Origin of the sequence: Clostridium sp. chh4-2 (genome assembly GCF_002899675.1) — a bacterium.
In the GTDB taxonomy this organism is placed as follows: domain Bacteria; phylum Bacillota; class Clostridia; order Lachnospirales; family Lachnospiraceae; genus CHH4-2.
Map to the genome: position 1 here is coordinate 50797 of NZ_PKUU01000018.1, position 22961 is coordinate 73757.

Here is a 22961-nt window from a genome sequence, read left to right on the forward strand (position 1 = left end):
GGGAGCGTTGGATTGGGAAGATTAATTTGGAAAGAATGGAAAAGGGCGGCAGGCCGATGGAAGAATGCAATCGTTTCTTCCGACGGTCTGCCGCCCTTCCTCTGCGTCCGTTCCGGTCTGTCTTTTAATAGAGAAATTCAATAAACGTATTAAGCGCGCTCGACTGTGAGCCCGGGTGAAATGCGAATCCGATGGTCCGCTTGCTGATCGGTGCGGAAAGCGGAATTTCCACCAAAATCCCTGCGTCTAATTCCCTCTGCACCAATTCTTTAATCACACATCCAACCCCCAGCCCGATTTTTGAAAATTCAATTAAAAGATCCATGGTGGTCACTTCCAAAAGCTGATTTGTCTGAATGTGATTGGCTTTTAAGTATTCGTCAATATGATGGCGCGTCATATTGGTGCGGTCTAAGAGCATGATATTGCCGGTCTGGAAGATATCTGCATCCGCCCCTTCCCTCAGGTACAGGTTGTTCAGATAGGTCTTTGTGGCCACGAAGATGTCTTCGATTTCCATCACCGATATAAAGGTCAGGTTCTTTTTTGCAGGCGGCTCTGCGATCAGCCCGATATCAATGTGCTGCTGCTCTAACAGAGCCAGCGTGTGCGCGGTGGACTGACATTCAATGGTGATTTTAATGTGCGGATAATTATCGATAAACCCCTTCAGATAAGGAAGGAGAATATAGCGGCATAAGGTGTTGCTGACGCCGATTCTGATATGGCCGATGTTGAATTCTTTGATCCGTTTCAGCTCATTTTCCGCCCGGGACAGGGAATCGAAGGCGGATTTGGCGTGCTCGAACAGTAGCTGTCCCTCGTCGGTCAGATGGACACCCCGGGAATTGCGGACAAAAAGGGATACATTTAAGCTGTCCTCCAGCTTGCTGATCGCTTTGCTGATCGCCGGCTGGCTGATGTACAGCTCTTTTGCAGCCTTTGAGATATTGCCGGCTCTGGCAACCTCATAAAATATTTTATACTGCGACAAATGCTGTTCCATATAACCTCCTATTATACTAAATATTCATATTATGTATTGTTATTATATCAGCGCTTGTGGTAGAATGTAAAGACAGAAATAGAAGAACATGATACACATATTAGGAGGAGTTATCTTATGTCTGGCGGAAACATTTTTAAATTTCATAACGATCTGGATACAGATCAGATTATTGGTTCCCAGTATCTGTTATTGCCAACGATTGAAGAGATGAAGGTACATACATTTGAGTCCCTGGACCCGGAATTTCCGAATAAAGTGAAGCCGGGGGATTTTGTGGTTGGAGGGGAGAACTTCGGCTGCGGTTCATCCAGGGAGCAGGCGCCCAGCGTGTTGAAAGCATTGGGGGTTGAGGCTGTGATTGCAAAGTCATTTGCCCGGATTTTTTATAGAAATGCCATTAATATCGGTCTTCCTGTGATCGTATGCAAGGAACTTCCGGATGAAGTGAAAACAGGAGACAGCATGGAATTGTCTCTGACCGAAGGAGTTGCCCGGGCCAATGGAAAAGAGTATTCCTGCACAAAACTTCCTGAGTATATGCAGAATATCTTAAACCAGGGCGGCTTGATCGCATCACTGAATAAGGAGGAAGTATAAACCATGGGAATGACAATTGCGGAAAAGATTATTGCGGCTGCTGCGGGAGTCGACAGCGTAAAGCCGGGAGATATTCATACAGTAACTTTAGACCGTCTGATGAGCAATGACGGAACCACGCATTTGACCGTTGATATGTACCATAACCAGTTAAAACATCCGCGCATTGCGGACACGAAGAAGCTGGTTTTCATCGTCGACCACAATGTGCCTGCGGATAACCCCAAGACGGCCGCGTCCCAGAAGAAGATGCGGGATTTTGCAAAAGAGCACAACATCGATTTCTGGGAGGGAAAAGGCGTGTGCCATCAGATCATGATGGAGCACTATGTCTGCCCGGGCGAGTTGATTTTCGGTGCGGACAGCCATACCTGTACATACGGGGCGCTGGGAGCGTTTGGAACCGGCGTGGGATGTACGGATTTCCTCTACGGCATGGTGACGGGCACTTCCTGGGTTCTGGTGCCGGAAACGGTGAAATTCAACCTGGTTGGAAAGCTGCCTGAAGGCGTGTATCCGAGAGATCTGATGCTGACCATTATCGGAGAGATCGGGGCCAACGGCTGCAATTATCAGGTGATGGAATTTACCGGAGAGGGAGCGAAAACATTAAGCGTCAATGACCGCATGGTGCTTTGTAATCTGGCGGTGGAAGCGGGAGCAAAGACTGGAATTTTCGAGGCGGATGAAGCGGCTATGGAATACTTAAAAGCCCATGGACGCCAGCCTAAGGCCGTTTATAAGAGCGATGAAGACGCGGTTTATGCTCGTGAATATACATTTGACCTTTCAAAGATCCGTCCGGTGGTGGCGCGCCCTGATTTTGTGGATGATGTGGTGCCTGCGGATGAAGTGCTGGGCGTGAAGATCGACGAAGCATTTTTAGGGTCCTGCAACAACGGAAGGATCGAGGAGCTCCGGGTGGGAGCGCAGATAATAAAAGGGAAAAAGGTGGCTGACAGCGTGCGCTTCTTAGTGGTGCCGGCTAGCCAGGACGTATACCGACAGGCATTGAGCGAAGGCCTGATTGATATATTCATGGAGGCAGGAGCCATTGTGATGAATCCCAACTGCAGCGTATGCTGGGGTAGCTGCCAGGGCGTCATCGGTGAAAATGAAGTGCTGATCAGCACGGGAACCCGTAATTTTAAGGGAAGAGCCGGACATCCAACTTCCAAGGTTTATCTGGGATCGGCGGCTACCGTTACGGCTTCCGCCATTGCCGGAAAGATAGCGACTGCAGAGTAGGGGAAAGGAATAGGGATATGGAAACATTTACAGGTAAAGTATGGGTGCTGGGAGACGATATCGATACGGATATTATCATTCCGACGGAATATCTGGCGCTCAAGACGATAGAGGATATGAAGCAGTATGGTTTCAGTCCCCTCCGCCCGGAATTGGCCGGACAGATTAAAGAGGGGGATATCATTGTTGCGGGCAAGAATTTCGGCTGCGGTTCGTCCAGAGAACAGGCTCCGGAGATCATCAAGGCCCTTGGAATTAAATGCGTGATCGCAAAATCATTTGCCAGGATCTTTTTCCGCAATTCCATTAATAACGGTTTGCTGCTGATCGAACAGCCGGATCTGTATGATGATATGACAGAGGGCGATACCATCGAGGTGACGGTCAATCAGCAGGTGGATTATAAGGGAAAACAGTATCCGATCGCTTCCCTCCCGCAGAATCTGGTGGATATCATCGAGGCAGGCGGGCTGGTGAAGGCCATGAGAAAGCTGAACGGGCTGGATTAAGGAGATTAAGCCGCGGCAGCGGTGGAAATGAGGACGAGATGGGAAATACAATCATTGAAAAGATTATCATGCATAATACGGGATCAGACCAGGTAAAGCCGGGCGATATTGTGACCGTCCATGTGGACCGGGTGATGATTCATGACATTTTTATACCATTTGTGGCGGAAAAATTTGATGAGATGGGATTTACAAAGCTTTGGGACCCGGATAAAGTGGTGCTGATCTATGACCACTTGGTACCGGCCAGCCAATTGGACGATACCAGGCATTTTCGTGTGGGCGATGCATTTGCAGCCAAACACGGCATGAAGAATGTCCACAGAAGCGACGGAATCTGCCACCAGCTGATGACTGAGGCAGGATATGTAAAACCGGGCGATGTGGTGTTCGGAACGGACAGCCATACGACTACATACGGATGTGTGGGCGCATTTTCTTCCGGCATCGGATATACGGAGATGGCCAGCATTTTGGGAACGGGCACCATGTGGATCAAGGTGCCGGAAACCATTAAAGTCGTGATAGAAGGGGACTTCCCGGACAATGTGATGTCAAAGGATATGATTCTCCGGCTGATCGGAGATTTGGGCGCCGATGGAGCTACCTACCGTGCGCTGGAATTTTGCGGAAGCGCGGTGGAGAAGATGAGTGTGGCCAGCCGCATGACTATGGCCAATATGGCAATTGAGGCCGGAGCAAAATGCGCCCTGTTCACCCCGGATGAAAAAACGGCGGAATACTGCGAAATTCAGTTAAATAATTATCAAAGAAGCCTGAAAGGGGACCCGGATGCCGTTTATCTGAAAACCCTCACCTATCAGGCCAAAGACCTGGTGCCGGTGATGGCATGTCCATCTCAGGTTGACAAGATAAAGCCTGTCAGCCAGCTGGAAGGTACAGAGATCGACCAGGTATTCATCGGTTCCTGTACCAACGGCCGTTTGGAGGACTTGGTGGCAGCCGCAGAAGTGCTGAAAGGAAAGACGGTGGCTCCTTATGTGAAGCTGATCGTAACCCCGGCCAGCCGAAAGATCTATAGAGAGGCCATGGAGTGCGGAGCCATCGAAACCCTTGCGGCGGCAGGCGCTATCATCACCCACCCGGGCTGTGGACTGTGCTGCGGAAGAACCGGCGGCATATTAAGCGACGGAGAACGTGTTGTGGCAACCAACAACCGCAATTTCCTGGGAAGGATGGGAACCTCCAAGGTGGAGATCTATCTGGCTTCCCCTAAGACTGCGGCAGCCTGTGCTGTGGCAGGAAAGATTGTAATTCCCGGGTAAAAGAGGTGGCGGATAAGTGGAAAAAACCAATGTTATGCGGCTTTTGGACGCTGCTAAAATTCCCTATGACGTGAAAGAATACGAAGTGGATGAAAATGATCTTTCCGGTGTCCATGTGGCAGAACAATTAGGACAGGACCCGGAAAGCGTGTTCAAAACCCTCGTTTTAAAAGGGGAGAAAACAGGCTATCTGGTCTGCTGTATTCCCGTTTCAGAGGAACTGGATTTGAAAAAAACGGCAAAGGCTGCAAAGGATAAAAAAGTGGAGATGATCCCTATGAAAGACCTCCTTTCCGTGACCGGATATATAAGAGGAGGATGTTCTCCCATAGGCATGAAAAAGAAGTTTCCTACTTATATAGAAGAAACGGCAGTTTTGTTCGACAAGATCGCGGTCAGCGCGGGAATCCGGGGAAAACAGATCATTATTAACCCGGAAAAACTGGCGGAATACGTGGGAGCATCTTTTGCGGGACTGTTATAGAAAATCTGGTTTGACCGTAGAATTAATGGCATTTTTATAGAATAGAGTTAACATAAAAGCATGGCGCCAAAAAGCGACATGCTTTTTGTGGTGTAATAAGTAACAATTATGTAACACTTTTGTAATGAACTTGTATAAAAAGTACATAATTTACGTATAATATTTTTACGATAAATAGTGAAAAATAGATAATGAATTGAAGTGGAAGTTTTTGGAGGTATGAAATATTTAACAAATTTGAAAAAAACTTATTGACTTTCGACTATCGCGTCCCATATAATTACCGAAGTCACCCCGGAAATATACAGCGAAGTGGGAGAAAACCCCATAATTCGCCATAATTTTTATGAAGATCAAGAAAAGAGGAGTATCTATGCTTACACTTCAATCGTTTCTTCAGGGTATTTACCGATTTGTTAAATCATTAGTGGTAAATGTTACGAAAAAAATGTACCGCAATTCAGCTGTGCTGGTTACCGGCCTGGCAGTTGTGACTGTGATCACATTTAATTCCAATGGTTTTGGCGGAAGCGGAAGAAATGCGCTTGCGGCTTCGAAGAATCCTGTTTCGGAGGAAGAACAAAATCAGATCCTGGATGAATCTGAAGAAACATTCATTGCTACGGAAGCAAAAATACAAGTTGGACTTACTGATTTAAGGCGACAGGGACAATTAGTAGTTGGAGATTTGTTGACGAAAGAAATTCAGGAAAAACAGGAAAGCCAGTTAGTCGCTCAGGCTGAGATCGAAAAGATCAAAAAAGAGATGGTAATGGAAGCTCAGGCCAAGGAAAAGGCCAGAAAAATTGAGGAAGAAAAAGCGGCCAAGAGAGCGGCGGCAGTGGTATCCTATTCAGATGAGGATTATCAGGTATTGTTAAGGATCGTACAGGCAGAGGCCGGAATCTGCGACGAAAGAGGAAAGATTCTTGTGGCCAATGTCATTTTAAACCGCGTGAAGGATAAGGAATTTCCTAATAATATCACCGATGTTGTATACCAGAGATCACAGTTTTCTCCGGTATCCGATGGATCGATCAACCGGGTCAAGGTTAGCGCGCAGACAATCGACTGCGTGGACCGGGCGCTTGCGGGAGAGGATTATTCGGAGGGAGCGTTATACTTTATGTACCGGAACGGTTCCCGTTCCAGCGCAGTCAGCTGGTTTGACAGACACCTGACATATCTGTTCCAACATGAAAGACATGAATTTTTTAAATAAATGATTGAGAATATTTCTGCTTTAGGTGTATAATCATTATGATAGTTTATACATAGAAAAGGAGAATGAAGACATGATTTTTGATTTGGCACAGAATTTAGATTTTTACAAAGATTTAGGAATTGGCGACAGATATGCCAAGGCAATTGAGTTTTTGAAGAATACAGACCTTGCTGCATTAGCTCCTGGTAAATATGAAATCGACGGAAAAGATGTATTTGCAAGCGTTGTAGAGTACACAACAATTCCTTGGGAAGAGGCTAAATTCGAAGCTCATGAGAATTATACCGATATCCAGTATGTGATTGAGGGATCAGAAGTGATGAGCTATGCACCGATCAATGAACTGAATGTGAAAGTTCCATATAACCCGGATAAGGACGTTGTATTTTATGACAATGCCAATCCCGGACTTCAGGTCGTTGTAAAGGCAGGACAGTACATGATCTTCAATCCTTGGGATGGACATAAACCAAAGGCAGCCAATGGAGAACCGGCGCCGATTAAGAAGGTAATTGTAAAGATTAGTGAAAAATAAGAGAATTTAATCTGTGGAGGTGTTTGCGGGCGTATGCGCGTGAGCACCTTGCGGAAGATAAAGCAGTCGCTGGTGGGCGGCTGCTTTTGATTTTTGTGACCTCTTGTTTTAAAGTAAAGGGTGAAGGCATTTTGAGAAATGCCTTCACCCTTTACTTTAAATTCCAGCCTTCCCTGCCGGATAAAACAGCCTTCTTACTATAATAACACAATTCTTCGCTCTTCAAACGCACCACCCAGTCCGGCCTTCTTTCCATATCCGCTCCCGGTCCATAACTCTGATACTCAGCATAAAAAACAGTATCCCTGGCTTCAGGCTTATTCCAGTCATGCCATCCTTCAGGATGAATATGCGGCCCCATATAACAATTGATCAATACCGTCTTTGCAAAATTACGCCATGGACGCCCCAGATAAACGCTGTGTGCAGGGCAGGAGGCGCTTGTAAAGCGGCAGTTGTTCATCACATAGCCGTATGCCTGCCCCTGTGCCGTAGAGGCGGCTGTCACGTAACCGTTGATCGTTCGGTCAATCGGCGTGGAATGAAAGGTACATTCATCGAAGTAAGCGGTTGCGCTTCCAAAGACAAAGTCAATATCCCCTTCTATATAACAATGGTCATACAGATGACGCCCGTTGATCCGTTCCGAATATTGTTTCGGTCCGATGAAGCCGCCTGGCTCGATCTCTTTGGGAGGAAGCGGACCGGTGAAGAGCGTATCCTGGCCGCTTAGGAACCGGCAGTTTTGAAAATGAAGCCGGTCGCCGTCCACATAAAGAGCCAGAGCCTGTCCGGCCTCATCCGCATTTCCTGCGGTATTTTGGAAAGTCAGGTTGCATGCCTTAAAATCATGAGTGTCAATCAGGCAGGAATAGGAGCGGAAGGTCCCGCGTTTTGTTCCGTCGGGCATCAGCTGCCTGGCGCTGAGCCCGTATGTAAGAACCGTGTCGTTTGGAGTTTCACCTGCTCCGATGAATGTAATGTGGGGCGGTTTGACTGTGATCTGTTCTTCATAAATGCCTTTGTGGATAAAAAGGATCATTTCTTCTTTGTTATCCACAGGAATGCTGTCCAGAGCTGCCTGAACAGTAGAAAAATCGCCGCCGCCGCCTTTGGAAATATGGATCATTTTCTCATCTCTCTTTCTGAAACTATTTGATGCATTCTATATACTGTATACATAATTCAAAACTTATACCCAATATATTATTTTTCTTATATTTTTGCAAGTAAAATATTGACTTTTAATTCACAAAGTGAGATAATAAGAACAAATTTCGATTTACATAAGGAGGATTTTAGATGTCAACTAAAGCATTTTACCCAATTAATGAAATTGGCGCTGGCAAGCCTGGTTTTTCAAAAACCAGAACAATTATTGAAAGTGCGTTTTACGGAAATAACGTTGTTAAAGTGACTTCTTTAAAAGAAGCATACGAACTCGCAAAAAACTCTCCAGGTACCGTTGTTACGGACATGCCTGTTTACAGAGGTGACGAATTTGGTCTGGATGCAGACGCAAAAGTATTATTATTCAACGATGGTGCAATAACAGGCCGTTATGCAGCAGCACGCCGTATCGCAGGTGAGCCAGGAGTTAACTGTGCTGAACTTGACAAGGTTGCTATGGATGCTGTATATGAAGCACGCTGGAAAACCATGTATCATGCAGAAGTTTATGTAGGTCTTGATCCAGAATTTATGGTAAAAGCTCATCTGTTAATTCCGGAAGGCGAAGAGAACATCATGTATTCCTGGATGCTCAACTTCCAGTATATGTCAGAAGAGTATGTTAAAATGTACAAAGCATCTAAGCCGGTAGGCGATGGAAAAGAAGCAGACATCTATATTTTCTCCGATCCTCAGTGGAACGGTTCCGACCGTCCGGGCGTTAACTTGAGCTGCCTGAGCGATCCTAAGACTCTGTGCTATTTCAATACAGAGCAGAACTGTGCTTGTATCTTAGGTATGAGATACTTCGGCGAGCATAAGAAAGGTACTTTAACTATGGCTTGGGCTATTGCTAACCGTAACGGTTATGCTTCCTGCCACGGCGGCCAGAAAGAATACACATTAGCAGACGGAACAAAATATGTTGCATCTGTATACGGTCTGTCAGGATCAGGTAAATCCACTCTGACACATGCAAAACACAATGACAAATACGGCATCAAAGTTCTTCATGACGACGCATTCATCATCAACACAGATACATGCGCATCTGTAGCATTAGAGCCAACCTACTTTGATAAAACACAGGATTACCCAACAGGCTGTGAAGACAACAAATATCTTCTTACAGTTATGAACAACGGTGTAACCTTAGATGAAGAGGGCAAAGTTCAGTTAGTTACTGAAGATATCCGTAACGGTAACGGACGTGCCATCAAATCTAAATTATGGTCTCCAAACCGTGTGGATAAGATCGAATCTCCAGTTAACGCTATTTTCTGGATTATGAAAGATCCTACCATTCCACCAGTAGTTAAATTAAAAGGTGCTTCTTTAGCTTCCGTAATGGGCGCTACTCTGGCTACCAAGAGATCTTCTGCAGAGAGACTTGCTGAAGGCGTAGATCCAAACAAACTGGTTGTTGTACCTTACGCTAACCCATTCAGAACCTATCCATTAGCTAACGACTATGAGAAGTTCAAAAAGTTAGTTGCTGAGAAGAATGTAGACTGCTACATCATCAACACAGGCGATTTCATGGGCAAGAAAGTTAAACCTGCTGATACATTAGGCATTCTGGAAGCTATCGTTGAGAAAAAGGCTGACTTCAAACAGTGGGGACCATTCTCTGATATCGAAATCATGGATTGGGAAGGATTTGTTCCTAACATGAACGATCCTGAGTACGTTTCTCAGTTAAAAGCTCGTATGAATGACCGTGTAAATGAAATCAAAGCATTTGCAGTTGAAAAAGACGGTTATGACAAACTTCCTGATGATGCTTTAGCAGCAATCCAGAAAGTTGTTGATGAATTAAACTAATAATTATGCTATAATAAAAAGCGGTTGGCTGAAAAGTCAGCCGCTTTTGTTACATAAAAAATGCTATTATATGAAAATATTGCTGCACGAAAAGATTTGCTGTAATTATTTGAAGAAACGGAGAAAAACGTGGATAAAAAGTATTTGTTATTTGATCTGGACGGAACTTTAACAGATCCGAAAGAAGGAATCACCAAATCGGTTCAGTATGCATTAAAGGCGTATGGGATCATTGAGGAGGATTTGGATAAATTATGCCCATTTATCGGACCGCCTTTAAAGGACAGCTACATGGAATTTTACGGTTTTAATGAAAAGGATGCTCAGGACGGAGTATACAAATACAGGGAGTATTTTTCTGTAAAAGGCTGGATGGAGAATAAAGAATATCCGGGAATCGACCGGATGCTGGATGCGTTAAAAAAATCCGGAAAACATCTGATGGTGGCTACTTCGAAACCGGAGCTGTTCGCCGTGAAAATCTTGAAGCATTTTGGAATGGACCACTATTTTGATTTTATCGGCGGAGCGGATATGGAAGAGACCAGGGTGAGAAAGGCCGATGTGATCGGCTATGTGCTGGAGAAGAACGGCATTGAACATCTGGAAGACGTTATCATGATCGGTGACAGGAAACACGATGTCCAGGGGGCAAAGGAGGCCGGTGTGGAATGCATCGGAGTGCTCTATGGATATGGGGACAGAGCTGAATTGGAAAGCGCCGGAGCTGATTATATCGCTGAAACAGTGGAAGAATTGTCCGCAATGCTTCTATAAAAGGATGGATTTATTGGCTAAATCTTAAAGATTCCTGAAATAATTCAAAAAAATGGCAGTTTCATTCTTTTTTGTGGTATACTAATACGAATCATTGGTCTGTATGACAGAGAAGGAGGTATTCACATGATAGAATTGAAACGGGAAGATTTGAATATCGTAGAACCTATCTGCATGGAGAGCAGGGAAGTGCTGGTTCGTGCGGCAGTTGAAGGAAGAATGGGGCATGTATGGGTTCCCAAGATGGAAAAACCACCGTTCTGCCTGATAAACTTAGGCGATTTTGCATTTGTCCGGGGGATTACCCCAAAGTCCGGCGGAGCGCTGGAGCTAAAAGAGCAGATCTACGAAAGCTGCGGACATACATTTTTAACGCCTCAGAATGAATTGTGGGCCGACTGGATTGAGGATACATTTTTAGGTGAATTCAGGCAGGTTACCAGATATGCGCTGAAAAAGGACGAGCAGCATTTTGATACGGATACCTTAGAGCGTTATGTGAAACAGGTGCCTGATGGAATAAAGATCAAACAGATTGATGAGAAGTTGTATAAAAAGGCTCTGAAGGAAGAGTGGAGCAGGGACTTCTGTTCTAACTTTGAGGATGCGGAGCATTTTGTAACAGATGGACTGGGATTTGTGGCTGTTAAGGGCAGGGAATTGGTGTCAGGCTGTTCCGCCTATGGAGTCAGCTCAGGGATGTTGGAGATTGAAGTAGGAACCAGACCAGATTACAGGCGTCAGGGGCTTGCTCTCGCGTGCAGCGCGGCTTTGGTGCTGGAATGCCTGAAACGGGGCATCTATCCAAACTGGGATGCGGCGAATGCCAAGTCGGTGGTGCTGGCGGAGAAGCTGGGCTATGTGTTCGAAAAAGAATACACGGTTTATCAGTTGATCAACGGTTTGGAGGATTGATTTTTTAGAAAATAATGGTATACTTGATTTTAAAGTATCAAAAGAAGTGCAAGCACGGATTATATCGGTATTCGGTTAATCTGTGCATCATAAAAGCAAGGCTGACCGGGTATGTTCGGTTCCTTGCTTTTTTTGTTGGCAGAAATGTGTTCTGTCATAAAGGAAAGAATCCCCGGGCCTGCACTCAGAAAAGGAGTGGAGAAAATGGAAATGATGAAAAAAGAATTTGGTAAGGACATTTTATATGATACAGCCAGCGCATTTGTCCAGGCGGTCGGGGTGCACTGCTTTATAGAACCGTGCATGATCGCTCCCGGCGGGGCGTCGGGTATCGCGCTGCTGATCAATTATCTCAGCGGTTTGCCGATCGGTGCGCTGACATTTGCGATCAATATTCCGCTGCTTATTCTGTCCTATATTTTTTTAGGAAAAAGCATGACGTTGAAGACGCTTAAAACAGTTGTGATCATGAGCGTGGTTCTGGATGCATTTGTCAGCCCATTGTTCCCTCAGTATATGGGAGACCGGCTGATTTCTTCGGCATTTGGCGGCATTTTTGTGGGCGTTGGGCTGGCGCTGGTATTTATGCGCGGGTCTACAACCGGGGGAGGCGATATTTTGGCTAAGCTTCTTCAGAAAAAGTTTCCTTATATGCAGACCGGGTATTCGCTGATGATTATCGATATTATGATCATCACGGCTTCTGTGATTGTGTTTTGGGATATTGAATCCGCTCTGTATGGAATCATTTCCCTGGTGTGCACCACTCAGACGATTGACGCGATTCTTTACGGTATGAATAAAGGGACGATGGTGACGGTCATTTCTTCTCAAAATGAACGGATTGCGGGGGAGATTATGAAGCAGCTGGACCGGGGAGCTACGTTTTTAAAGAGCCAGGGCGCGTATAGTAAGATTGAGGGGAATGCTTTGATGTGCGTGGTGGACAGGAAGCAGTTTTATATTGTGAAGCGGATTATTGATCATTATGATCCGAGGGCATTTGTGATTGTTTCTGAGACGAAAGAGGTGTATGGAGAAGGTTTTTTGAATGATCCGCGGGAGAGAAGTGCGGGGGAACAGGCGCGCTTATGAGAGATGGATGTGAGGGGTTAAAAGATATGTAAATTGATTGGAAGTGTGTATTGTTTGATGGGGGATTTTGAGGTATACTATCCGTAGTTGATTTACATGAAGCGTGAAGGCATTTTCAGAAATGCCTAAAGGTTTTAATGTAAAGGGTGAAGGCATTTCGCGAAATGCCTTCACCCTTAATGTAAAAAAACGAAAGGACCCGCAGCAATATGATAAAGGATTTAATTCAACAAGCCATAGACGCCCTTCCGGCCTCCTATGCGCCCTATTCCCATTTCCACGTGTCAGCAGCCTTATTATGCAGCGACGGAACCGTTTATATAGGAAATAATATAGAAAACGCTTCCTATTCAGCCACCGTCTGTGCGGAAAGAACCGCCTTTTTCCATGCTGTCAAGGAAGGCAGACGAAGCTTTGATTCAATTGTAATATGTGGCGGACGTGATGGAATTATCAGCGATTATTGTGCGCCCTGCGGGGTCTGCCGTCAGGTGATGAGGGAATTTTGCAATCCCAAAACGTTTAAAATCATTCTTCCTAAATCGCCGGATGATTATAAGGTGTTTACTCTGGAACAGCTTTTGCCGGAGAGCTTTGGGCCGGAACAGCTGGAGTAGAAGGTTAATTTGATTAGGATGTGGCATAAAGCAGATCGGAGGATATTATATGGAATTACAGCCAATCAGAATCCCTAGCGGTTGGGAAGTTTTATTTAATAATTTAACGGAACTGGAACCGGACGATGTGCCGAAAACAGCAGATGAAATCTGGAATTTCCAGTTTGTACAGGATATTCTTTATATCCGGAACCGACGGACGAGGAAAAAGGATCATAAAGTATATGAGCATGAGCTGGGCATTGATTTAGGATGGTATCCGGATGGAGATCCGGAGGGATTTTTCCGGCTGGTTGTTGTAAAGGACGGGGATTGGGAAAATCCTCTGCGCCAGTTGGAATCACGGAAAAAGGCGGAGATCGTTTCGCAGATGGAAGAGTGGTTATTGGAGTTCTCGGGAACACAGTGGATGAATGAATAAAAGGCAGCAGAGCGCCGGTTCCGATATGGTGGAACCGGCGCTTTGTGCATGAATTGATGGATCTGTTATTTTAAATTACTGATGCCAAATGTAGAGAAATTGTTGATGGTAAAACAAACGGCCGAATTTGCCGGATTGTACTTAGAATCCGGAATTCTGTGAGCGTTTCCTAAGCCGTCTACTGATACGGTATGTAAAGCGCTGATATCCTCTGATGCGCTTGGCGTATAGGCGATGGCAACATTGATGGAACCAACGGTGGTCAGAGGCATCGGAATTCCGTTCTTCTTATATGCGGCGCTCAGTTCGTAAACAGGATGAGTATTAATTGCGGTAAGAGCCTTGCCGGTCAGGCCGGAAATTGGTTTTACAGCAAAGACAACGGAATCGGCCGCCAGTCCGCTCATGGCTGTAAGGGTATCCTGGTAAAGGGTGAAAGAAACGCCTTTGTAATCAAAACAAACTGATGTAACATCTGCGGCGGACAAGTGGTTTAATCCGTCTGAATCAATGGATGCCTGGGTTATGCCTTCCGGTAATCTGACGGTGACGGTAACTCCGCTGCTCAGTGTTTTCTTTTGACGGGCTTCGCGTCTGGCGGCGTTCAGCGCATCTTTGATCTGGATTGCTGTAATGGTGATATTTCCGGTATTATCCGGTTGTCCGACAATGATTTCGGCAGTTACAGGCGTTGATTCGGCTGTAAGCGAAGGAGTATCGTAATAATAGCCGTTGCTGTCGGAATCGTCGCTGTTGTACGAGTTATTGTTATTCGATGAACCGTTATTGCCGGAAGAACCGTTGGAACCGGAATTGTCGGGAGTTGGATTGCTGTTATCCGGTTTATTGGTGTCCGGTTTATTGGTGTCCGGTTTGTTATCATCTGGTTTGCCGTCATCCGGATTGTTGTCTTCCGGTTTGTTGTTATCCGGTTTGTTGTCAGGTTTATTATCATCCGGGGTTTCGGATGGGACGTATTGCTTGGCAGTAATTGTACCGGTGATGTTTGCGGTTACCGTTTGTGCTGTACCTTTTTTCAATGAAACGGTGAAGGAGAAACTTCCATTCACTCCGGCTGGTGTATCTGCATCGCCATTCTTTGCGGCTGTGAAACCAGCAAATGTAATATCGCTGTCTGCAACCAAAATTCCGGAAGAGGATAAAGCGGCCAGGCTGTTAATTTTATTTATTAAAATGCCTTTAATTTCATCCTGCGTGTTGGCGTCAGCCTGATCGACGAGGTAGTTTCCGCCTTCTATGGCAGCTTTCGCAGCGGCTATAACCTGTGCATTGGTCTGACCTGCAAAATCAGCGGCTGTAATCGTTCCTGAGATTCTGTTGGTCGTAACAGAGGACTCACCTTTTTTCAATGAAACGGTGAAGGAAAAGCTTCCGTCCACTCCGTCCGGCGTATCGGCGTCTCCGTTCTTGGCGGCTGTGAAATTTGTAACTGTTATATCGCCAGCTGCAACCGAAATTCCGGAAGAGGATAAAGCGGTCAGGCTGTTAATTTTATTTACTAAAATGCCTATAATCCCATCCTGTGTGTTGGAAGTGGCCTGATCGATAAGGTAATTCCCGCTTTCTACAGCAGATTTTGCAGCGGCTACGATCTGCGCATTGGTCTGGCCGCTGAAAGCGGTGGCAGTGATGACTCCGTTAATACTTTTGGTCGTTTCGGTCGAGCCATTGTTAGTTAAAGTAACAGTAAATGTAAAACTTCCGTTGGTTCCGTTTGCATTATCAGCATTACCGGACATAGCAGGAGTGAAGCTGCTGATGTTAATATTGTCGGAGGTAACTGTTATTCCGGTGTCGCTCATGCCTGCAATTCCATTAATCTGTCCGGCCAGCCAGGTTTTAACGGTATCCTGGGTATTGGCGGACGATTGGCTTACTGTGTAAGGAGCCTGGCTTTCAATTTTATCCTTGGCATCCTGAAACGTATGATCCTCTGTGAAAACCGCTGATATAGTAGTATTTGAAGCCGGAGCAAAGAAAAGTGGATTAGAGATTTTTTCTTGTTCGGTTAGGGTACTGCCACTGCAATTCCAATAAGATAATTTGTAATTTTCATTCGGATCTGCTTTAAAAAAAACGATCCACTGAGAATTACTTTCTCCAGCGCGAGTTATTTGGGATGTTCCGTTTTCTGAGGAGTTGAGGGTGACTGTAATCTTGTTTGGCATAGTTAAACGGCTTATATTGTTGTTAGAACAATCAAGAGTAATTAGGCTAGTGCTATTCGTTAAATTTAATTCGCTCAGATTGTTATCAGAACAATTTAGTCTGGTGAGATTAAGTGCACTTGTATTTAACACTGTTAAGTTGTTACTGGAACAATATAGGTTTTTCATCTTCGCGTTTAGACTCAAGGTGGATAAGTCATTTTCGGAACAGTCCAGTTCAGTAAGGGCTGAATTCAATGTTAGGGATGTCAGCTTATTTTTGGAACAATTTAAATATTCCAATTGGTTGTAGCCAGCCATATTCAGACTGGTTAATTGATTGCTGGAGCAGTAAAGTCGTTTAAGCAATCCATAGGTGCCGGAAATACTCAAATCAGTTAGCGAGTTATTGCTGCAGCTTATAGTATTAAGCCTAGCGCAATCTACAGTAAGGTTAGTTAAATTATTGTTGGAGCAGTCTAAGGAGGATAAATAATCAAATCCACTGATATCCAATGTGCCATTCAGTTGTTTTTTGTTTAAATCCAGACTATCGATTCTTTTACCAGAGAAATCCCATTTCACTATTCCATTATACCCAGTTGTTCCAGCCCATGTGGAAGGATCATCTGGTTTCAACCCTTCTTGTAAAGAGGGATGTGCGTTTAGCAATGCCCTGAATGCTGTCAAATCATTTTCATAATAGTCTGAGACTGCAAAAAGCTGTCTCTCCGCATTCCCCACCTGCACATAAATTTCCGGCGCATCACCCCCTGAAACAATAGAATAATGCTCCGGCAAAACCGCAGTAAATGTAAACGATCCGTTAATCTCTTCCTCGCCGCCGTCCAATTCGCCGTTATCGTCGGACAGTTTCCAGCTGATTCCATTTATCACAATCTGTTCCGGTTCTTCATCTGAGAAAGATGCCATGGCTTCCAGTTTGTCGGGGAGGTTCAACGCTTCCATACCCGTCCATGTTTCAACGTTACGATATTGCACATCCTCATCCAGTTCCATGAATTCCGTAATCAAAATTACGTTCTTTGTTTGAAGCGGCGTTTCTTTGTCAACAATACTTTCCGTTAAGCTGTCATTGCCTGATTTATTATCAATAAGATCATTTTCTAAAAGATCATCACTCAAGAGATTATCGTCCGGAACAGTATCGTCCAAAAGGTCATTAATCAATTCATCATCATCAAACGATTCATATCCGCATGACAGTTCATAACATTCATTGGTGTGAACGTGCTCTGCATTGCTTCCGGTGGCGGAATAAATCTGATCAAAATCGCAGATTAAGTTTTCCGTGTAACAATCTTTTGTATGGACGTGTTCCAGAGGATCTTCCTCCTCAATTTCTGTAACCTCGTCGCCATATGATGCAAATCCCAACTGTGAAAACAGCAGAGAAGTGCATAGAAGCAACGAAATGGCCCGACGGTGTTTCCGTCTGTTTTTGCTTTGGTGTTTCATACTGTAACCCTCCTAATATAGTAAAAAAATATTAGAACCTTATTAATTTCATTTTTTTAAGGTTCTTGACTGCATGTTATCGTAAAAATACGACAATATGCACTATCATTCTATCACAATAAGAAAAAAATACCAGATATTAGTTATAAAATTATTAAAAAACAATATTTTTATTGTAAAAATGTAACCATAGCGTTAACTAATGAAGTACTTACCTTTTTTGGATAATCCGGAGTTGTAATTTTATAACAAAAATAATTGTACATAATCACTAAAAATATTCTCTTGTAAAGCGCTTTAAAAAGTGATAGTATATAAACAACAAGTATTTAAAGCGCTTTAAAAAGGAGGACGCGAATGAAGAAGTGGTGGAAGGAAGCCGTCGTTTACCAGATTTATACAAAGAGTTTCCTGGATACGAACGGCGACGGGATCGGTGATCTGCAGGGAATTATCAGAAAGCTGGATTATATTAAAGAGTTAGGTGTGGATGTGATCTGGCTCAATCCCATTTACAAATCTCCCGATGTGGACAACGGATATGATATTTCCGATTACCAAAGCATTGACGAGCGGTATGGAACCATGGAGGATTTCAAACAGCTGCTTAATGAAGTGCATAAACGGGACATGAAGCTGATCATGGATATGGTTCTCAACCATACGTCGGATGAACATCAGTGGTTTGTGAATTCCAGGTCTTCAAAGGACAGCCCATACCGGGATTATTATATCTGGAGAGAGGGAAAGGACGGAAAAGAGCCGAATAACTGGGGCAATTATTTCTACGAAGGAAAAGGTTCGGCATGGGAATATGATGAGGCGACGAAAGAATATTATCTGCACAATTATTCGAAGAAGATGCCGGATTTAAACTGGGATAATGAAGCGTTGAAAGAGGATATGTGCCGGATGATGCGCTGGTGGCTGGATCTTGGCGTGGACGGGTTCCGCATGGATGCCATCAACCGCCTTGTTAAGCCTAAGGGTCTGCCTGATTCCCCTAATCCGCCTACTCCTCCGGTGGGAGTTCACGGATATGTGGTGGACCGGACCATGTGCGCCAACCAGCCGGGAATCCATGAACTGCTCCATGAACTGAACCAAAGGGTATTCGGCAAATACGATATCATGGTGGTGGGAGAGACCGGGAACGTGGACGCGGCCATTGCCATCGATTATGTAAAAGAAGAGCATGAAGAGATCAATATGGTATTCCATTTTGAAATTGCCAAGAATCCTGTTTTGGTGACTCCGCTGGAATATAAGGATGTGCAGAAAAGATGGTATCATGTGGTGGAACAGCACGGATGGATCACCCAGTACCTGAGCAATCACGATACGCCGCGGCAGGTGTCCAGATTTGGAAATGACGCCGAATACCGGTATGAGTCCGCCACCATGCTGGCCACACTTTTACATACCCATCCGGGAACCGTATATATCTATCAGGGCGAGGAACTGGGCATGACAAATGTGGATTTTCCGTCCATTGAGTATTATAATGAAAAGTATACGGTGGGGAAATATGAAACCATGGTGGAAAGCGGGAAAGATCCAAAAGAGGCTCTGGATTCTTTAAAGATGATGAGCAGGGACAATGCCAGAACGCCGATGCAGTGGAATTCCGGCAGGGAAGCCGGATTTACGGAAGGCCAACCGTGGATGCATCTGAACCCCAGGTACATAGAGATCAATGCGGAACATGAAGAAAACAGTAAAAAATCAGTGCTGAACTATTATAAAACCCTGACATCCATGAGAAAGCAGTATCCCGTCATGGTATATGGAACTTATGAGCAGCTGTGGCAGGACGATCCGGAAGTGATCGCCTATACCAGAAGCTATGAGGGAGAGAAATGGCTGGTGGCTGTCAACTATTCGGAGAAAGAACGGACAGTCGGGCTTTCGGAGCTGGTAAAAGAGGGAGAACTTTTGCTCTCCAACTATGAAAACCAGGAGACCGATCAGCTTTCTCCTTATGAGGCCAGGATCTATAGATTCGCATAAAAGGACAGGAGCGGTAATATGGGAGTAACGTTAAAGGACATCGCAAAAGCGGCAGGAGTTTCGGAAGGGACGGCGTCATTGGCCATCAACCACAGGCCAGGAGTGAATGAGGAGACCAGAAAGAAAGTGGAAGCTTTGGCTAAAGAGATGGGATACTATCCCAGCGTCAATGCCAGAAGTCTTGCAGGCCAGAGCAGCAGGCTGATCGGAGTTCTGATGCCCAATATTACCAATGTATTTTACAGCAGCCTGGTACAGGGGATTGAAGCGGCTTTAAAGGCATCCGGTTATAAGATGATATTAGCCACCACAGGGGACAACCGGGAATATGAAAAAGAGATGATTGAGCAGTTTATCTCCTTCCGCGTGGAATGCGCGGTCATCTATCCCATGATAAAAGACAACCCAAACCCGGAGTATTTAGACTTGTTGGATAAAAACCATATTCCTTACTTTTTCATAGGAACAAGGTACAGGGGAGTGGAAGCGGCTTCTGTCAATTCCGATATTTACCATGCTGTCTGCGAGGCGGCTTCCTATCTGGCGGACAGGGGAATGCGCAGATTCGCATATTTTGGCGGACCGAAAAATATTGTGAGCAACGAACTGAAAATCAAGGGGCTTAGGGATACCCTGTTGCAATACGGCTCCACCTTTGAGCCGGAGCATTACTATGAGATGGAGCTGAGCAGCTATCAGAGCTGTTATAAGCGGTGTAAGGAGGTATTGGAGCAGGGATATGAATTTGACGCGGCCATGGCCGGAGACGCATATTCCATGCTGGGAGTTTATCAGGCTTTGAAAGAGGCGGGAAAGCAGGTGCCAAAAGACGTTTCTTTAATCTGCTTTGACAATATTCTGCCGCCGGAAGTCTGTATACTGCCCCTCAGCTGCATCGAACAAAACATTCCAAAACTGGTGGAAGAGATTTTAAAGATGATCGAGAAGAAAAAGGAAGAGCCGGAATCCATGGAACAGGTTTTGGTGGGAACGAAACTGATAATCAGAGAATCAACGAGAAAATAACAGAAAGGCAGGAAATATTATTATGGCTGAATTAAGCAGACAATTCCGTCTGGATCTGGACGGAAGCTGTAACCCGGAGTGCGTGGTACAGGGAGATCATTACCGTTTTACCATCCTTACGCCGGAGATGGTGCGTATGGAATACTCAGAGGACGGAGAATTTGAGGATGCGCCCACTCAGGTCGTATGGAACCGTAATTTTGACAAACCGGAATTTACCGTGACCGATGTGGAGGGACGGCTGGAGATTTCCACGAAAGCATTTCATCTGGTTTACAACAAAAAGGAGTTTACGCCAAATAACCTGTATATCGATGTAAAATGTGCGTATACCAACTACGGGGGCCGCTGGCTGTTCGGAGCCACCGAATACGGCAATCCGCCGAGAGAGCATAACCTGAAAGGAACGGCCAGAACTCTGGACCGGATTGACGGGCCGACGAAACTGGATTTCGGACTGCTGGATACCAGCGGAAGAACGTTCTTTGATGACAGCGAATCCCTGCTGATCGATAAAGAGGGATGGGTTCACCCGAGGAAGAAGGGGGTTGTCGATTATTATTATTTAGGATATGGAAGAAATTATTTTAAAGCGATCCACGATTTTTACCAGCTGTCAGGGGCGGTGCCGATGCTTCCGAAATATGTGCTGGGCAACTGGTGGAGCCGTTACTGGAAATACACGGAGCAGAGCTATATGGAGCTTCTGAAGAGGTTTGAATCCATGGACGTACCATTTTCCGTGGTGGTTATGGATATGGACTGGCATATCGTGGATGTGCCGGAAGAATACGGCCGCGGCTGGACCGGATACACCTGGAATAAGGATTTCTTCCCTGATCCAAAACGGTTTATGGGATGGCTCCATGACCATAACTACAAAATCACCTTGAACCTTCATCCGGCGGACGGAGTGATGCCGTTTGAGGACGCTTATGAAGATATGGCCAGGGAATTGGGCGTGAATATTGAAAATAACGATCCCGTTCATTTTGATGTGACCAGCATTGAATTTTTAGAGGCATATTTTAAATATCTCCATCATCCCAATGAAGAGATGGGCGTGGATTTCTGGTGGATGGACTGGCAGCAGGGCAAAAACTGCGCGGTGGAAGGTCTTGACCCGCTGTGGATGCTGAACCACTATCACGTACTGGATCTTGCAAGAGACGGAAAGAGGGGCGTTCTGCTGTCCAGATACGGCGGTTTGGGCAGCCACAGATATCCGATCGGATTTTCAGGGGATGCGGTTGTGACATGGAAATCCTTGGAGTTCCAGCCCTATTTTACAGCTACGGCGTCCAATGTGGGATATACATGGTGGAGCCATGATATCGGAGGCCATATGGGCGGGTATAAGGACAATGAGCTGGTGGTGAGATGGATGCAGTTTGGTATCTTTTCTCCTATCAACCGCCTGCACAGCAACTGCAACCCATTCTGCGGAAAAGAACCGTGGAGATACCCGGAACCTTACTGCGGCATCATGGTGGATATCTTGAAGCAGCGTCACCAGCTGGTTCCATATATCTATACCCTGAATTACCGGTGTCATAATGATCTGGTGCCGGTTATTATACCTACTTATTATTACTATCCGGATTCGGAAGAAACTTATGTTTATAAGAACCAGTATTTCTTTGGAAGCGAGCTGATGGTATGCCCGATTACCAGCCCGACCCATAAAGACACCTCCATGGCATCTGTGGAAGCATGGATACCGGCAGGGCTTTGGACGGATCTTTACACGGGATTTGTCTATCATGGAGGAGCAAACGGAAAACGGGCGGTTCTCAACCGCACCATAGACAAAGAACCGGTACTTGGACGGGCAGGAGGTATCGTTCCGATGGCAGCCCATGTGAAGGGAGAAAACAGCCTGGACAATGCAGAGGATATGGAAGTGGTGATCTTCCCGGGCGCTTCCGGAAGCTTTGATCTGTTTGAAGACGAAGGGGACGGACAGGAATACTTAGAAGGAAAATGTGCATTTACCAGAATGAATCTGGATTGGAGCGAGGGCAAGGCGGAATTCTGTCTGAAGCCGGAAGGAGATTTGTCCGTGATTCCTGAGAACAGAAGCTGGAAACTGATTTTCAGAGGTTTCAATGAAGTTTCGGAGATAGAAACCAACTGCTCCTGTGAAAAAGCTTACTGTGAAGAGACGAGAAGCATGATTTTAACGTTCCCGAAGGCTTCGGCGGATCAGGAGATCCGGGTTGTCTTAAAGGGAGAGCAGCTGGTGTATGACAATCACGATCTGAAAGAGCGGGCATTTGAGCTTTTGGATCAGATGCAGATTGAAAATAACTTAAAGAGGGATCTGTACCAGTATTTTGTATCGGCCGATGATCCGGTATCCGTACTTTCCTCAATTTCAGCGATGGAGCTTGAACCGTCTGTGTTAAATGCATTGGTAGAAATCTTAGTTTGCTGATAAGACATTTGATAAAATGAAGCAGGTACTGTGATTAAAATTTGTAAGATTAATTTTGGTCATAGTTCCTGCTTTTTTTCCGCCTGCAGGCCTGAAAGTCTGCACATTTTTAATATGCACAAGAAAAAT

Annotated in this window: 19 protein-coding genes; 16 read left to right on the forward strand and 3 right to left on the reverse strand. The window is 45.2% G+C overall.

Features of this window, described 5'->3' with window-relative positions:
* Window positions 1–124: 124 nt before the first annotated feature.
* Window positions 125–1006 (reverse strand): LysR family transcriptional regulator, encoded by an 882-nt coding sequence (locus C0033_RS17830; RefSeq protein WP_103229256.1) that lies wholly within the window; start codon window positions 1004–1006, stop codon window positions 125–127.
* Between the two features lie 117 nt (window positions 1007–1123).
* On the opposite strand from C0033_RS17830, the gene leuD reads away from it, so the two are divergent.
* From leuD to C0033_RS17865, 7 genes are all read left to right on the forward strand, one after another.
* Window positions 1124–1606, forward strand: coding sequence for a 3-isopropylmalate dehydratase small subunit (gene leuD, locus C0033_RS17835; protein ID WP_103229257.1), 483 nt, complete (start codon window positions 1124–1126; stop codon window positions 1604–1606).
* 3 nt (window positions 1607–1609) lie between these two features.
* Entirely contained in the window at window positions 1610–2854 is a 1245-nt protein-coding gene (locus C0033_RS17840; RefSeq protein WP_103229258.1) for a 3-isopropylmalate dehydratase large subunit, read from the forward strand.
* 17 nt (window positions 2855–2871) lie between these two features.
* The gene (locus C0033_RS17845) at window positions 2872–3363 is read left to right on the forward strand and encodes a 3-isopropylmalate dehydratase (protein ID WP_103229259.1); all 492 of its coding nucleotides are present in this window, start codon (window positions 2872–2874) and stop codon (window positions 3361–3363) included.
* 38 nt (window positions 3364–3401) lie between these two features.
* Entirely contained in the window at window positions 3402–4649 is a 1248-nt protein-coding gene (locus C0033_RS17850; RefSeq protein WP_103229260.1) for a 3-isopropylmalate dehydratase large subunit, read from the forward strand.
* Between the two features lie 16 nt (window positions 4650–4665).
* The gene (ybaK, locus tag C0033_RS17855) at window positions 4666–5133 is read left to right on the forward strand and encodes a Cys-tRNA(Pro) deacylase (protein WP_103229261.1); all 468 of its coding nucleotides are present in this window, start codon (window positions 4666–4668) and stop codon (window positions 5131–5133) included.
* A gap of 373 nt (window positions 5134–5506) precedes the next feature.
* A complete protein-coding gene (locus tag C0033_RS17860) occupies window positions 5507–6355 on the forward strand; it encodes a cell wall hydrolase (protein WP_103229262.1) in 849 nt (282 codons plus the stop codon).
* 85 nt (window positions 6356–6440) lie between these two features.
* A complete protein-coding gene (locus C0033_RS17865) occupies window positions 6441–6893 on the forward strand; it encodes a YhcH/YjgK/YiaL family protein (RefSeq protein WP_242984540.1) in 453 nt (150 codons plus the stop codon).
* 151 nt (window positions 6894–7044) lie between these two features.
* Here C0033_RS17865 and C0033_RS17870 read toward each other — a convergent pair whose 3' ends face one another.
* Window positions 7045–8022 carry a pectinesterase family protein gene (locus C0033_RS17870; protein WP_103229264.1) on the reverse strand — a complete coding sequence of 326 codons (978 nt, stop codon included), beginning with the start codon at window positions 8020–8022 and terminating at the stop codon, window positions 7045–7047.
* A 173-nt stretch (window positions 8023–8195) separates the two neighbouring features.
* Here C0033_RS17870 and C0033_RS17875 point away from each other — a divergent pair, with 173 nt between their 5' ends.
* From C0033_RS17875 to C0033_RS17905, 6 genes are all read left to right on the forward strand, one after another.
* Window positions 8196–9887 carry a phosphoenolpyruvate carboxykinase (ATP) gene (locus C0033_RS17875; RefSeq protein ID WP_103229265.1) on the forward strand — a complete coding sequence of 564 codons (1692 nt, stop codon included), beginning with the start codon at window positions 8196–8198 and terminating at the stop codon, window positions 9885–9887.
* 129 nt (window positions 9888–10016) lie between these two features.
* Window positions 10017–10664: an HAD family hydrolase gene (locus C0033_RS17880; RefSeq protein ID WP_103229266.1), complete on the forward strand. Its 648-nt coding sequence runs from the start codon at window positions 10017–10019 to the stop codon at window positions 10662–10664.
* A gap of 126 nt (window positions 10665–10790) precedes the next feature.
* The gene (locus C0033_RS17885; protein ID WP_103229267.1) at window positions 10791–11579 is read left to right on the forward strand and encodes a GNAT family N-acetyltransferase; all 789 of its coding nucleotides are present in this window, start codon (window positions 10791–10793) and stop codon (window positions 11577–11579) included.
* 204 nt (window positions 11580–11783) lie between these two features.
* A complete protein-coding gene (locus tag C0033_RS17895; RefSeq protein ID WP_103229269.1) occupies window positions 11784–12674 on the forward strand; it encodes a YitT family protein in 891 nt (296 codons plus the stop codon).
* A gap of 209 nt (window positions 12675–12883) precedes the next feature.
* Window positions 12884–13291 (forward strand): cytidine deaminase, encoded by a 408-nt coding sequence (cdd, locus tag C0033_RS17900; protein ID WP_103229270.1) that lies wholly within the window; start codon window positions 12884–12886, stop codon window positions 13289–13291.
* 49 nt (window positions 13292–13340) lie between these two features.
* On the forward strand, window positions 13341–13712 hold the full coding sequence (locus C0033_RS17905; protein WP_103229271.1) for a hypothetical protein: 372 nt from the start codon (window positions 13341–13343) through the stop codon (window positions 13710–13712).
* Between the two features lie 65 nt (window positions 13713–13777).
* Here C0033_RS17905 and C0033_RS27500 read toward each other — a convergent pair whose 3' ends face one another.
* The gene (locus C0033_RS27500) at window positions 13778–17056 is read right to left on the reverse strand and encodes a hypothetical protein (RefSeq protein WP_180994798.1); all 3279 of its coding nucleotides are present in this window, start codon (window positions 17054–17056) and stop codon (window positions 13778–13780) included.
* Between the two features lie 660 nt (window positions 17057–17716).
* Between C0033_RS27500 and C0033_RS17915 the strand changes: the two genes are divergently transcribed.
* The 3 genes from C0033_RS17915 to C0033_RS17925 are packed head-to-tail and all read left to right on the forward strand — an operon-like array spanning window position 17717 to window position 22832.
* Entirely contained in the window at window positions 17717–19369 is a 1653-nt protein-coding gene (locus C0033_RS17915) for an alpha-glucosidase (protein WP_103229273.1), read from the forward strand.
* An 18-nt stretch (window positions 19370–19387) separates the two neighbouring features.
* Window positions 19388–20395 (forward strand): LacI family DNA-binding transcriptional regulator, encoded by a 1008-nt coding sequence (locus C0033_RS17920; RefSeq protein WP_103229274.1) that lies wholly within the window; start codon window positions 19388–19390, stop codon window positions 20393–20395.
* Window positions 20396–20417: 22 nt separating this feature from the next.
* Complete coding sequence (locus C0033_RS17925; RefSeq protein ID WP_103229275.1) at window positions 20418–22832, forward strand: glycoside hydrolase family 31 protein; 2415 nt, start codon at window positions 20418–20420, stop codon at window positions 22830–22832.
* The last annotated feature ends 129 nt before the right edge of the window (window positions 22833–22961 follow it).

Bases quoted from the DNA above. Each gene is read 5' to 3' on its own strand.
- C0033_RS17830 (WP_103229256.1), bottom strand. From the start codon at position 1,006: ATGGAACAGCATTTGTCGCAGTATAAAATATTTTATGAGGTTGCCAGA.
- leuD (WP_103229257.1), top strand. From the start codon at position 1,124: ATGTCTGGCGGAAACATTTTTAAATTTCATAACGATCTGGATACAGAT.
- C0033_RS17840 (WP_103229258.1), top strand. From the start codon at position 1,610: ATGGGAATGACAATTGCGGAAAAGATTATTGCGGCTGCTGCGGGAGTC.
- C0033_RS17845 (WP_103229259.1), top strand. From the start codon at position 2,872: ATGGAAACATTTACAGGTAAAGTATGGGTGCTGGGAGACGATATCGAT.
- C0033_RS17850 (WP_103229260.1), top strand. From the start codon at position 3,402: ATGGGAAATACAATCATTGAAAAGATTATCATGCATAATACGGGATCA.
- C0033_RS17860 (WP_103229262.1), top strand. From the start codon at position 5,507: ATGCTTACACTTCAATCGTTTCTTCAGGGTATTTACCGATTTGTTAAA.
- C0033_RS17870 (WP_103229264.1), bottom strand. From the start codon at position 8,022: ATGATCCATATTTCCAAAGGCGGCGGCGGCGATTTTTCTACTGTTCAG.
- C0033_RS17875 (WP_103229265.1), top strand. From the start codon at position 8,196: ATGTCAACTAAAGCATTTTACCCAATTAATGAAATTGGCGCTGGCAAG.
- C0033_RS17885 (WP_103229267.1), top strand. From the start codon at position 10,791: ATGATAGAATTGAAACGGGAAGATTTGAATATCGTAGAACCTATCTGC.
- C0033_RS17895 (WP_103229269.1), top strand. From the start codon at position 11,784: ATGGAAATGATGAAAAAAGAATTTGGTAAGGACATTTTATATGATACA.
- cdd (WP_103229270.1), top strand. From the start codon at position 12,884: ATGATAAAGGATTTAATTCAACAAGCCATAGACGCCCTTCCGGCCTCC.
- C0033_RS17905 (WP_103229271.1), top strand. From the start codon at position 13,341: ATGGAATTACAGCCAATCAGAATCCCTAGCGGTTGGGAAGTTTTATTT.
- C0033_RS17915 (WP_103229273.1), top strand. From the start codon at position 17,717: ATGAAGAAGTGGTGGAAGGAAGCCGTCGTTTACCAGATTTATACAAAG.
- C0033_RS17920 (WP_103229274.1), top strand. From the start codon at position 19,388: ATGGGAGTAACGTTAAAGGACATCGCAAAAGCGGCAGGAGTTTCGGAA.
- C0033_RS17925 (WP_103229275.1), top strand. From the start codon at position 20,418: ATGGCTGAATTAAGCAGACAATTCCGTCTGGATCTGGACGGAAGCTGT.